This is a genomic window from Rhodoblastus sp., from assembly GCF_052145335.1.
Classification (GTDB): Bacteria; Pseudomonadota; Alphaproteobacteria; order Rhizobiales; family Beijerinckiaceae; genus Rhodoblastus.
On sequence record NZ_JBKQOU010000302.1, the window covers coordinates 1 to 12,871 of the forward strand.

Sequence of the window (12,871 nt, forward strand, 5' to 3'; positions counted from 1 at the left end):
CCTCGGCGGCTCTACGCTCGCCGCTCTGATACTTAGCGAGGAAACGCGCGCCACAAATCTCGACACCATGGAGCAGGACGCGACGGCGGCCGCCGCGATCGAGACGACATCGCCATAAGCGAGAGGAACTGGTTGGCGGGTCCGTCAATCGCAGTAGTCTTGCCAAGGCTGCGCAATCTGTCTAATCGCCTGGACTTTCCAGGGGGGCTTCAGATCCTGCCGAATGTCGCCAACTGCAAGACGAGGGGGTTGCCATGGATATTCCCGCAGACTCAGCGACGGCGGCGGTGCGCATTCGCGAATTGACGGTGGATTTTCCGATTTCGGACGAGCAATTCGACGCCTTGCGGGGACTGGGGCGCGACCGCAACGAATTGCGTTCCCGCGTTCATTTCATACGCGCCGTGCTGGGATTGACGACCCTGTACCAGAAATTCAGCGCCGATCCGAGCTTGAAGAAACTATTCAACTGCTATTTTTCGGAAATATTACATAATTACGAACGAGCCGATGTTCTTTTCTGTGTCGAGCATCTGTCCCGCCTTCCGAAGCTGGAATATGACGCCGGCTTGTCGGAGCATTCGCATGGCTCGGACCCGGAATTGCCAGCGAGGCTGCAACTACTCCAATTCTGCCAGGCTGAGGCGCAAAGAATTGGCGATTTGGCGGACCGCTTGTTTGGCTGCACATTAATCGCCACCGATGAAAATTTCGATGAACAGGCCTATTTGCTGGCAAATCCCGATATCGTGAGCGAAATGCAGGCGGGTCGTCTCGATTCCGTTCAATATCACTTTGTCAATTGGGGAAAGAATGAAGGACGGCGGATCAAGTTCCTCGGGGAATGGCCGCATGACAAATTATCCGCCGCCTGAATTGGAAATTGTCGATGGGTTTTCTCCCTTTCAAAAAAAAGCCCACGCTCGCCGATCTGAAGGCGCTGCGGCCGGGCTTTCTTGAAGCGGCCAAAGCCTGCGGATTTTCCGATAAATTGGCGCAGGCCATCCACGTCCGCGGAGTCGCTGAATTCGGCGAACTGGATTACGAGAGTTCCTCCGAGGGAGACGAAATCTACCTCGCCAACATCCTGACAATTGCGCGCAAGACAAGGCCCGTCTGGCCAAGATTGCCAGGACGCAAGACCTTGATGCGCCATATCGATCAAAATTACGATTTCATCGACAATCAAGGTGAAAAATTCAATTTCATGAAGGCCTTCAATTGGGCGGCGTCGCGTTGCATCAAGCCCAAATACAAGTGTGCGTTGGTCGCCACGGCGCGAAACGAAGGCCCATTCCTGTTGGAATGGCTGGCGCATCAGCGAATCATCGGGTTCGATCGTATCTTTCTCTATACGAACGACAACGATGACGGGTCGGATGATTTACTCAGGATACTGGCGCGGAACGATATATTGACGCTCGTGACAAGTAGCGTTGGCAGTCGCGCCAATCCCCAGCGCAAAGCCTATCAACACGCGTTGCATTTGACCCCCGAGCTGTTGGAATATGAGTGGGTCGCCTTTTTCGACATAGATGAATTCCTCATTCTCGATGAGGCCTACGATTTCAAACTGCCGAATTATTTGCAGCGCATCCAACAGCTTTATCCCGAACAACTTCCGGCCTTTGTAGGTTTCAACTGGTGCTGGATTGGCAGCGGCGGACAAATATCGCGCAATGGCGGCCGCGTCACCGCGCGGTTCGAGCATGGCAGCCGGTCGCTCCAGCCGCTGGTGAAATCGGTCGTTCGGCCCACGGCTTGCCTGTCGATGTCGGTTCATTCGCCGGTAATCGGCAAAAACCAATTTGCTGTTACCAGCAAGCCTGCCAGGTTGACTTCTCAGGAACTTGGACGACTTGCAGAAATTTTCGCATTCACCCCCGACCTGCAAGCCGGTCGCCTCAATCATTACTGGCAAAAGTCCTTTGAAGAATTTCTGGTAAAGCAGTCTCGTGGTAAAGAACGCGAGGAATGGCGCAGGGATACCGAGCTTTTCTTCGCTTGGGACATACCACCGGAAGATCGCTTTCATGAACCTTACCCTTTGGTCCTTTCCCAAAGAATCGAAGCCGAAATCGAACGGCTCAAGAAGCTGAAAGGCGTTTTGAGCCGCGTCGAAAATATTGAAATCAAATATAACGCACTCTGTGGCAAGCTGACACGCCAACGAAGCATTGAAGCGGAATTCGCATACGAAAGGGATCGGTTCCGCATCCTCAAGGCTCTGGAGATTCTCGCCCAACGCCAGGTATCACCGGCGCTGCACTGCAATGCCGATTCCATGTCCGAACTCTTCGAGTTTTTACGGTTTCACGCGCCCGATTCGGAAAGCCCTGACACGGAGGGATAGGTGAGGGCCAATTCCCGATCGGCATGTTGACGTGGCGGCAGGCGATCAGCCAGCATGCTTCGACTTACGACAAATTTGCTTTCCACACCGCAACTGATAAAGAATGCGAAATTGCGAAGCTTAAAATGACGTGTGAGCGATGCTGAAAAGGTTGAGGCATATTTTTCTGGCCAAAAGCTCGGATAAGCTTCGCAGGTTACAGAAATTTGATCCATTTTTTTATAGCAACTACTATGATGATCTTGCGATCCTGGATTCGAGCGAGAAGCTCAGAAAGCACTATCTCAAGTACGGAATCAAAGAATGTCGGTTCAGTTGCGCGGAGGAGGCGATTGGCTTTTTCGAGAGTCGCTTTGGTCAGCTTCCTGCGGATTTCAGCGCGGAGGGCTACTGGGCGGTCAATCGGGATCTCAAGCAGATCTTCACGCATGACTGGCAGTTTAAACAGCACTACCTGCAATTTGGCCGTGCGGAAAAACGGCGTTACGTGTCGAAAGACCGGCTACACCTTTACGATACGCCCAATAAATTTGAATATCATTATACTTATGGGCTGACGAAACCCGATGGGGTGGTCCCGTCGCGTCGCTTGACGAATGAGCTCGACTTCGCCCTGGAAACGCCCTTCGCTCCGAGCGCGGCCGTTTATCTTTCGAAAAAACCGATAGCGGTCGTAGTGCACTGCTTTTATCCAGAAGTGCTCCCGCTTATGCTGGAAAAGGTCGCCAACATCCCTGCGACGACCGACCTGTATCTGTCGACGGATTCGGAGCAGAAGAAGACCGAGATCGAAGCGCTCTGCGCAGCCTGGCAAAAAGGCTCGGTTGAAATCCGGGTTTTTCCTAATCGGGGACGCGACGTGGCGCCGAAGTTCATCGGCTTTCGCGATATTTATGCAAAATATGATTTGTTCGTCCATCTTCACACCAAGAAGTCGCCTCACGGCGGTTCTCCCCTCGAGACCTGGCGTGATTATCTGCTCGAGAACCTGCTGGGCTCGCCCGAAATTGTCGCGTCGATCCTTTCGCTTTTTGATGACCCGAAGCTTGGAATAGTATTTCCGCAGCATCTCTTCGAACTTCGCGGCGTTTTGAACTGGGGCTATGATTACGATCTCGCGAGACGCCTGCTGAAGCGAATGGGCGTTGCTCTCAATAAAAATCTCGCTCTCGAATTCCCCTCCGGCTCGATGTTCTGGGGGCGCTCTCAAGCCATCCTGCCGTTGCTGGAAGCTGGCCTGGATTTCGACGATTTTCCTCAAGAGGGCGCGCAGATAGACGGAACTCTGGCGCATGCGATTGAGCGCTCCCTCCTGTTCATCGCCGAGTCGCAAGGTTTTGAATGGCTGAAAGTCAGTCGGCGGGGCCTTTATCCGCTTGCCTCGACCGTGTTGCCCGTCGAGACAAAAGCCGACATCGCCAAACATCGTCTCAGCGTCTTCCGTCCCTGCCTGACGAGCGCCGATGCGGGCCTGCGTCCGACGGCGCTTGGTATTGTCGAGACCCGGCCAATTCTTTCTTATCCCTCGCGCAATCCGAAGCCGCGGCTGAACCTGCTCGCGCCCACGGTCAATCCAAGACAGAGTTTTGGCGGTCTTGCCTCAGCGCAAAAGCTTTTTGCCGACATTGCGGCGGCTTTGGGCGAGGGCTGCGACCGCCGCATCATTGTCACCGACGCCGCTATTGAAGAGGAAGGCTATGAGGCTTTTGCCGATTACGCTTGCGCGCCTTTAACGCCCACGCTCGACCAGGATCCGTGGCTGCTGATCGATGCTTCGGAGCGGGAGCACGGCCGTCTCGACCTGCGCGAAGGCGACCTCTTTATTGCGACGGCCTGGTGGACGGCGCGGTTCGCCACGGACCTCGATCAGGATCGGAAGCGCTACTTCGGCGTCGACCGGCCGTTCGTCTATCTCATCCAGGATGATGAACCCTATTTTTATGGCTGGGGCGCCAAGTTTTCGCGCGCCGAGGAAACTTACCACCACGCCGACAAGACGATCGCTGTCATCAACTCGGAAGAGCTGTTTTCGACGATGGGGGCGAAATACAACTTCCTCTACTCATTTTGCATCCCTTATCGCATCAATGACAAGATATCGGCCTTGCTCAAGCCCGTGCCGAGGCAGCGGCAAATCCTAGTTTACGGCAGGCCAAGCGTCTCGCGCAACGCCTTCGAGTTGATCTGCGATGCGCTCTTTCAATGGCAGCAGAGCGATCCTGTCCGGGCCAGTCGGTGGAAGATCGTCTTTCTTGGCGAGACATTCGACGAGAGCTTGTTGCATCCGGTCGAAAATGCCGTGATCGACGGAAAAGTCAGTCTCGAAAAATACGCCGAATATCTCAATTCCTCGTCTGTCGGGATATCCTTGATGGTGTCGCCGCACCCCAGCTATCCCCCGCTGGAAATGGCGGAGGCCGGCATAAAAACGATCACCAACGATTATCCGGGCAAAAAGATGCAGCGCAGGCTTCCAGACATTGTCGCGTTGGAACATTTGGAGCCGGCCGCCCTGGCGAATGCGATCGAACAAGCTGTCGATGAAAGGGAGGCTTTCATCGGCAGGATCATTGCGCGGCGCCCCGTGCAATCCTTGCCGCTGGAAATGGGAAAAGCATTGGATGTGGCTCGGCTCGCCTCGATCTTGCGCGGCGTGCCCGAAGTTCAAAATTTAGGGCAGCCTCAAGGCCTTGCCCAGACTGTCGGGCGGCAACTGAGGACACTCGGCGCCTCGACAAATTCGTTGATGCAAAAACAACTGGCGAGATTGGTCAAATAATGGGCCGGCGCCCTCGGCCTCGTTTTCGCCAGACTTGCGTTCTTGATGTAAGACCAGACGCCATCGTGTCGCGCAGCGAACAGCAAGGGGGTTGGTTTGAGGTTTTTCAAGGCTTTGGTTGCGGCGGGTCTGGCTACGCTCGGCCTGTGCCCCTTGCGCGCCAGCGCCCATCCCCATGTCTGGATCGCCGCTCGCGCGCAGATCCTGTTCGCGCCCGACGGAAAAATCGCCGCCATCCGTCATACCTGGACGTTCGACGAAATGTATTCCGCCTTCGCCACCCAGGGGCTCGGCAAGGACGGCAAGCCTCCGACGAAGGAAGAACTGGCGCCGCTGGCCAAGACCAATGTCGAATCGCTGGCGGAATTCCAGTATTTCACCCTCGCCAAGACCGGCCCCAAAACATACGAATTCGGCGAGCCGAAGGATTACGAGCTGGAGGCGGACGACAAGAAAATCGTGACTTTGAGCTTCACTTTGCCGCTGAAAGAGCCGGTTTCCGCCAAGAAGCCTTTCACTTTCCTGGTCTATGATCCGACCTATTTCGTCGATATAGAGCTGGAAAAGGTCAATCCCGTCAGTTTGAAAGGCGCGCCCGCCGGATGTTCGATGACGACGCTGCGGCCCGATCCCCTGACCAGTGGCGATTCCGCCAAGCTCAGCGAAAGTTTCTTCAGCGGCCTGCCGATCGGCGCCGATTTCGGCATCAAAATGGCGACGCGCACCATCGTGGCCTGTCCATGAAACGCCTCGGTGGTCTCGCCGCGCTGGTTCTCGCGACCGGCCCGGCTTTCGCGCAATTCGCCAGAAATCCGTTTTCGCTCGGCGTCGACGAGGGCGCGGTCGGCCATGTCGGGCGTGTCGGCCTGTGGCTGTTGCAGCAGCAGGCGCATTTTTACCAGGCCTTGCGGCAGGCGATGGAGGGTGTCCACGGCAATCCTTCGGCTGCGCTCTGGCTGGCGGCGGTCTCCTTCGCCTACGGCGTGTTTCACGCCGCCGGGCCGGGACACGGCAAGGCGGTGATCACCAGCTACATGCTGGCCAATGCGAGAGCCTTGCGGCGCGGCCTGGTTCTTTCCGGGCTGGCGGCTTTGTTGCAGGCGCTGGTCGCCATAGCCATCGTCGGAATCGCGGCGGCGCTGCTCGGGGCGACAGCGCAGAAAATGGCGGCCGCGACCCATTGGGTCGAGGTCGCCGCCTATGGCTGCATCGCCGCGCTCGGGGCCTGGCTGGTCTGGCGCAAGGGCGCGGAATTGATCGCCGCGCTGCGAGCGCCGCGGCTTGCCGCCTCCTCGCGCTTCCAATGCGAGGATCCGAGCCATGATCTAGCCTGCGCCCATTGCGTTGCGCCGGATCCGTCCTCGCTCGGCGACAATTTTTCCTGGCGCCAAGGCGCCGTCACGGTGATCGCGGCGGGTTCGCGGCCCTGTTCCGGGGCGCTGCTGGTGCTGGTCTTCGCCCTGGCGCAAGGGGCGTTTTCGACCGGCGTCTGGGCCGCCTTCGCCATGGCGGCGGGCACGGCGCTGACCACGGGCGCGCTCGCGGCGAGCGCCGTCCTCGCCAAGGGCGCGATGACCAGAATCCTGGGCGCGCAAACGCGACGCGGCGAAATTTTCGCCCGCCTGTTCGAACTCGCGGCGGCGGCCGTCGTGCTGTTCCTCGGCCTGTCGCTGCTGGCTGGCCTCTACGTATCGGGCCATCCATGGAGCCTGTAATCCTGATCGACGCCGACGCCTGTCCGGTCAAGGACGAGTGCTACAAGGTCGCGGCGAGGCACGACCTGAAGATCTTTCTGGTCGCCAATCGCCTGCTGCACGCCCCGCGCCACGAAAAAATCGAACGCGTGCTGGTTCCCCAGGGGCCGGACGTCGCCGACGATTGGATCGCCGAGCGCGCCAATCCGCTGTCGATCGTCGTCACCGCCGACATTCCGTTGGCCGCCCGCTGCGTCAAGGCGGGCGCCTTCGTGCTGGCGCCCAATGGCAAGCTGTTCGACGAGGCTTCGATCGGCATGGCGCTGGCGATGCGCAACCTGATGGAAGATTTGCGCTCGAGCGGCGAAACTACCGGCGGCCCCAAGGGGTTTTCGCCCCGCGACCGCTCCGCCTTCCTGTCCGCCCTGGAGCGATCCATCCAGCAGGCGCGCCGCCGATCCAGAACATAGATGAAAGCCGAGCCAGATTGAAAGCCTGTCCCTGCCATCCCTGGACGAGGTCCAGATGACTCGCATCCTTCGCGCGCCGCTGTTGTCCGCCGCCCAGCCGCTGATCGGCGACGAAGTCGACCTGATCCTCAGCGCTCCTTTCGAGAAGCAGTGATCCGGGCTTTTTCGACTGCGACATTTAAGCGCGGCGGCTGTTTCGACAGCCGCTTTTTCGTGTTTCGGTCATGACTGGCGCGATAATGTCAAACTTCAGGCCTAAATACAGGCCCGAACCATTGCGAGGCGTCATGCTGGATATTCCGAACACCATCGAAAAGCGCGTCAGCGAATGCATGACTTCACCGGTCGTCACCGTTGGCCCCGACGATTCCGCGAGGACGGCGGCGGAGATCATGCTGCGCCTCCATGTCAGCGGCCTGCCAGTGGTCGACGCCAAGGGGCGGCCTGTCGGCGTCGTCAGCGAAAGCGATTTCCGGTTTGCCGACGTGGTGACGCGCCAGGAACAGCGCGATTCCTGGGTGCATATTCTCTCGGGCGGCCAGGAAATGGCCAAGGACTATCTCGACGCGCTGGAACGCGAAGTCGATAGCGTGCGCCAGATCATGGCCGCGCCGGCGATTTGCGTCGACGAGGCGGTGGGGATCGAAGAAGCCGCCGCGTTGATGAACGAACATCGCATCAAGAGGCTGGTGGTCTTGCGCGATGGGTTCGTGGTCGGCGTCGTCAGCCGCGCCGATCTGTTGCGCCTGTTCGCTCCGGAAGCGCATCCGCCGGCCAAGCCGGTGACGCCGGAGTTTTTCGAAGCGGCGGTCGAGGCAGCGATAGGCGCCAAGCCAAAACCAACGCAGGCAGTCGCGCCCGCCGCTGCGACGCCGGAGTCGATCACGGCGGCGGCGCTGAAAAATCTGGTGCTGCAATTCGAGCGCAACAAGAACCAGATGCGCGACGATGTTTTGCGCATGGGCAAGGAAAAGCGCGACGAGCAGGTAAAGTTGCTGCTGAAAACCCGGTTCACCGACCAGGAATTCGCGCATCTTCTGACAAAGGCGCGCGAAGCCGCCGCGCGCGGCGAAACCAGCGCGCCGGCTCTGGTTTTCCCTTGCGCCCTGTGTAATGACGGCGGTCGGGCGATCAACCTCCCCGATCCCGACTGGCCGGCGAGCCTGCGCGGCAAGGCGGCGGATTTCTTCCTGCGCTGGGACAAGGAATTGCGTCCGCTTGGCTTCGCCCTGACGGCGCGGATCGTCAGTTTCCCCGATGGTTTCCCGGGCGACGCCGAGTTGTCGCTGGCCTGGGGACGGTAGTCCGTTCGCTGGGTCCGATCCATCGGCTCGAAATCTGATACTTGGCTCCCGCAACGGCTCAAAACGGCGGATTGCAGGCATAGCGCGAAGGGCCGGTCCCGAGAAAACACCGGTCGATGGCTGAAAGGGAAGGATGCGCCAACAGCGGAAATCTGTGGTTGTTCAGCCGAATTTCAGAGATCGACTCGGATGAGACTATACGCGGGCGGCCGCGACCGTCTCGTCAGCGACTCGAAGCGGCCACTCAGCCAAACGGCGACGGACTGATGTTGTCTGGAAGGCCTGTCAATCAAATAGCGCACAGCAAATCAGAACCGCTGCGAAACGCCCAAAAAAGCCTGGATTTTGGGTGTCGCGGGAGTCAGGCCGACAAAGACGCCGGTATCGAATTGCAGATTAGGCAGCTTATCCCAGACGACCCAGGCCAGGGTCAGGTCGAGCGAGGTCAACACTTTCCGCGAGGTTCGGCCAGGCGTTCGTCACAATTCGATCTGTCCGCCAAGTTCGACCACCCGGCCGACAGGGATGCGGAAAAATTCCCATACGGGCAGCGCGTTGCGATGCAGGAATTTAAAGACCTGCATCTTGATGCGCCACCATCGCGAATGGCCGCGCGGCGTGACGCTCAGCCGGCCTACGAAGAACGTTGTGTCCATCATATTGAAATGCAGAGGGCATTCGCCCTTTTCTTCGCTCAGCGCGAAGGGGATGTCCGGCTGCTCCGTGAATCCGTAGCGAACGCATAAGGAATGAAAGTCGTCGGGGAGGTCGGCGCTGCGCACCCGATCTTCCGGCTCGATTCTGGGAACCTGTTCGGTCACCACATTGAGCAGCACGATGCGGTCGTGGACCACCTTGTTGTGTTTCAGGTTATGAAACAGGGCGACGGGAACGACATCCGTACGGCTCGTGAGATAGACCGCCGTGCCGGACACGCGCGCCTTCTCATGGAATCTCCGGATGAAATCCGAAAGCGGCATGGTGTCCCGCTCCAGCGCCGCGCGCAGCGCGGCGTAGCCTTCGTACCAACTCGTCATCAGGAAATAGATGAAGCTTGCGACGAGGATCGGAATCCAGCCGCCCTCGAAGAATTTGACGAAATTGGCGGCGACGAAGGAGCTGTCGACCACGATGAACAGGCCGGCGACGGCGACGCTCAGGGCAAGGCTCCAACGCCAGACTTCGCGCATGGCGACAAACATCAGGCAGCTGGTCAGCAGCATTGTGAGCGAGACCGCCACGCCGAAAGCCGCCGCAAGATTGTCCGAGGATTGAAAGGTCGCGGTGAGCGCAAGGGTAAGCGCCATCAGGGACCAATTGACCAATCCGACATAGATCTGCCCGTAGCTCTGCGCGGAGGTTTGCGAAATGCGCACGCGCGGCAGAAGGCCGAGTTGAATCGCCTGACGAGTCATCGAATAGGCGCCGGTGATGATCGACTGGCTGGCGATGACGGTCGCCGTCGTCGCCAGTCCGATGAGCGGCAGTTGCAAGGCGCCCGGGCAAAGCGCGTAAAACGGATCGAAATCCTTGTCGGACGGCGCGTCGAGGAGCAGCCCTGTCTGGCCGGCGTAACACAGGAGCAGGGCCGGGAAGACCAAGCCGTACCATGCCAGGCGTATCGGCTGGGCGCCGAAATGGCCCATGTCCGCATAGAGCGCCTCGGCGCCGGTGGCGCAAAGGAAGACCGCGCCGAGCACCAGAAATCCGGCCAATCCGTGCCCGAACAGGTAATGAAGCCCGACGAGGGGGTTAAGGGCGGCCAGCACCTGCGGATGCTGGACGACCGACGAAATCCCGAGCACGGCGATCACGACGAACCACGTCGCCATGATCGGGCCGAAAAGTTTGGAAATTCGTCCGGTGCCTTGCGGTTGCAGGCAGAATAAGCCGATGAGGACTAGGATCGACAGCGGCACGACATAGGGCGCGACGGGCGGGGCGGCGCCTTTCAGGCCTTCGAGCGCGCTGAGCACGGAAATCGCCGGGGTGATAGCGCCGTCGCCGAACAGTAAAGCCGCGCCGAGCATGCCCATGGTGATGATGTAAGGGCGGCGGCCATGCTTGACGCCGAGCAGGGACATCAGCGCCAGAATGCCGCCCTCGCCGTCATTGTCAGCGCGCATGATCACCGCGACATATTTGATCGACGTGATGATCACCAGCGTCCAGACGATCAGCGACAGCATGCCCAACGCTTCTTCGGGCGTGAAGGCGCGTCCGGTCCATGCGACCGCGGTCTTGATCGTGTAGAGCGGGCTGGTGCCGATATCGCCGTAAACGACGCCGAGTGCGCCAAGCGCTAGCGCGCCAATTCCTTCGGGGTGGACATCGGGTCCGTCCTTCGCAGCTTCGGCAGTCATGAAGCCTCCCGAATTCAGCAGCCGGCACGAAAATGAGCGCAGCGACGCAGCCTCGAAGCTAGCAGTTCGGGCTCGGTTTGACATTCACTTTTCGGCTGAGAGGTCTTTATGAAACGCTTACGCCAATTCGACGCTGTATACCCTAATGGCGCACCACTTCAGGGTTACACCCGGATCCCGCCGGCGACTGGAACACCAAGCGCAGCCCGGAGATCAAAGCGAGGCTTACGAACCGCCCAGTTGAACTTGCATCGTGGTTGGGACGAAACCAAGAGAATGATCGTTTCATCGAATGTCCGCCTTTGGGATCACGCCAGACACGCGCCGGTTGGTGGCGGCTGTCGCCAAAGGGTCACGAATAAGCGTTCGACCGAAGCCGGGAAAGTCTGCTGACGACGTTGCACCGGCCATTGCGAGAAAAGCTTGAAGGACGCGTTTGAGCCGAATCCCGACGTCTCCGAGATCGCCGCCGAGACTAATACTACAGTTGCGTATTTTGGCGTTGGTTGTAATGCGCGGCAGTCGCCATCCATTGATGTTTTCGTCGCCAGCTTGACCAAGCCATGACAAACAAGCTGGCTTGAGGCGCTCGAAGCAGCAGCCGGGCGAGCAGGTATCTGATTTCCGGCACGCTGGGAACGAGGGCGCGCATTCGAGTCAAGCGGCGATTGTCGGGCTTGGACTCCTTTCGTTCGGTTTGCCCCAAGCCCTGCGGCGCAGTTCGGCCGAAAGTTTGGCGAGAAAGGCCAGCGCGGCCATGCACAGGCTCATGTGGCGATGCCAACCGCGCCACGAGCGCGCTTCGCAATGGTCGAGGCCAAGATCGCTCTTGGCCCGCTCGAAACACTCCTCGATGGTCCAGCGCAATCCGGCGACGCCGGCCAATTCGGCGAGCGTCGCGGTCGCCGGTGCATAAACGAGATAATAGGCGCGTTCGGGCGTCTTGCCGCGGCTGCGCCGGATCAGGAGCCAATGCGCAAAGCGCGCATCTTTCCGCCAATGCAGCCGCACGCGCGCCCAATCGTAAAGGCGCGGACCTTTGGCGCCTTCGCCGGCGGCGTGGCAAGCGAAAGCGTCTTGCTCCAGGGCGTCGGCGAGATCCTCAGGGGTCGTTCCTTGAAGCGAGCCGCCGCCGACGCGCAGAAAATGATTGGAGCGCACCGCAAGAACGTAGGGCTGCTCGCGCTTTTCCAGCATATGCCGCAAGCCGCTGTCGGCGCCGTAGACGGCGTCGCCGAGCACGTAAGCGCATGTGACGCCGGCGTCGAGATTGGCCGCGATCATTTCGCGCGCCATCGCTGGCTTGGTGGCGAAATCAATCGTTTCGGGAACGCTGGCGGCAGCCCGCCGTCGCGCGTCCGCCGCCCATTTCTCCGGCAGATACAGACGCCGATCGATCAGCGCCTGGCCATAGCGGCTCGCATATGCCAGGAACACGCCGATTTGGCTGTTCTCGATGCGCCCAGCCGCTCCGGAATATTGGCGCGCCACGCCAACCGAATGCTCGCCCTTTTTCACAAAGCCCGTCTCGTCCACCACCAGAACGGCATCCGCATCCTCAAGCGCTTCAAGGGCGTAGGCGCGAACTTCGTCGCGTAATCGATCCGCGTCCCAGCGGCTGCGCCCAAGCAGAGATTGGATGCGATAAGGCCGCTCCGCGCCCGACTGTTCAGCCATCAGCCAGCCCGTCTTGCGCTCGACGCCAGACAGGAGGCCGTCAACGAACGCCGCCCCTGTCTCCCGCAGCTCCCGCCGACCGAACGCCGGACCAAGGCGCGCCTTCAACGCCGCCAGCTCCTCCGCCCACGCCAGCAGCGATCCTGACCATTCCGCCACAGACATCCGATCCTCCCCGATCATCAAATCGCAGAGAATCACAGATGCGCTAAATACGCAACTGTAGTACTA

10 protein-coding genes are annotated in these 12,871 nt (G+C 59.5%); 7 read left to right on the forward strand and 3 right to left on the reverse strand.

Features of this window, described 5'->3' with window-relative positions; genetic code table 11:
• Nucleotides 1–254 precede the first annotated feature (254 nt).
• The 7 genes from ACLP2E_RS18390 to ACLP2E_RS18420 all read left to right on the forward strand — a co-directional run bounded on the left by ACLP2E_RS18390 (nucleotide 255) and on the right by ACLP2E_RS18420 (nucleotide 8,600).
• Nucleotides 255–875 carry a hypothetical protein gene (locus ACLP2E_RS18390; RefSeq protein ID WP_442466758.1) on the forward strand — a complete coding sequence of 207 codons (621 nt, stop codon included), beginning with the start codon at nucleotides 255–257 and terminating at the stop codon, nucleotides 873–875.
• A 14-nt stretch (nucleotides 876–889) separates the two neighbouring features.
• Nucleotides 890–2,353 carry a glycosyltransferase family 2 protein gene (locus tag ACLP2E_RS18395; RefSeq protein ID WP_442466759.1) on the forward strand — a complete coding sequence of 488 codons (1,464 nt, stop codon included), beginning with the start codon at nucleotides 890–892 and terminating at the stop codon, nucleotides 2,351–2,353.
• Between the two features lie 139 nt (nucleotides 2,354–2,492).
• Nucleotides 2,493–5,132, forward strand: a complete 2,640-nt coding sequence (locus ACLP2E_RS18400; protein WP_442466760.1) for a rhamnosyltransferase WsaF family glycosyltransferase — start codon at nucleotides 2,493–2,495, stop codon at nucleotides 5,130–5,132.
• A gap of 96 nt (nucleotides 5,133–5,228) precedes the next feature.
• A complete protein-coding gene (locus tag ACLP2E_RS18405) occupies nucleotides 5,229–5,876 on the forward strand; it encodes a DUF1007 family protein (protein ID WP_442462881.1) in 648 nt (215 codons plus the stop codon).
• Entirely contained in the window at nucleotides 5,873–6,847 is a 975-nt protein-coding gene (locus ACLP2E_RS18410) for a nickel/cobalt transporter (RefSeq protein ID WP_442466761.1), read from the forward strand. The genes ACLP2E_RS18405 and ACLP2E_RS18410 overlap by 4 nt, the downstream gene beginning before the upstream one ends.
• Nucleotides 6,835–7,296: a YaiI/YqxD family protein gene (locus ACLP2E_RS18415; protein ID WP_442462879.1), complete on the forward strand. Its 462-nt coding sequence runs from the start codon at nucleotides 6,835–6,837 to the stop codon at nucleotides 7,294–7,296. Before ACLP2E_RS18410 ends, ACLP2E_RS18415 begins: the two co-directional genes overlap by 13 nt.
• 287 nt (nucleotides 7,297–7,583) lie before the next feature.
• On the forward strand, nucleotides 7,584–8,600 hold the full coding sequence (locus ACLP2E_RS18420; RefSeq protein WP_442462878.1) for a CBS domain-containing protein: 1,017 nt from the start codon (nucleotides 7,584–7,586) through the stop codon (nucleotides 8,598–8,600).
• A 308-nt stretch (nucleotides 8,601–8,908) separates the two neighbouring features.
• Here ACLP2E_RS18420 and ACLP2E_RS18425 read toward each other — a convergent pair whose 3' ends face one another.
• The 3 genes from ACLP2E_RS18425 to ACLP2E_RS18435 form a co-directional block, all read right to left on the reverse strand.
• Nucleotides 8,909–9,049: a hypothetical protein gene (locus ACLP2E_RS18425; RefSeq protein ID WP_442464460.1), complete on the reverse strand. Its 141-nt coding sequence runs from the start codon at nucleotides 9,047–9,049 to the stop codon at nucleotides 8,909–8,911.
• 30 nt (nucleotides 9,050–9,079) lie between these two features.
• Nucleotides 9,080–10,963, reverse strand: coding sequence for a potassium transporter Kup (locus ACLP2E_RS18430; RefSeq protein ID WP_442464461.1), 1,884 nt, complete (start codon nucleotides 10,961–10,963; stop codon nucleotides 9,080–9,082).
• A 657-nt stretch (nucleotides 10,964–11,620) separates the two neighbouring features.
• Entirely contained in the window at nucleotides 11,621–12,805 is a 1,185-nt protein-coding gene (locus tag ACLP2E_RS18435; protein WP_442464462.1) for an IS701 family transposase, read from the reverse strand.
• Nucleotides 12,806–12,871 lie beyond the last annotated feature (66 nt).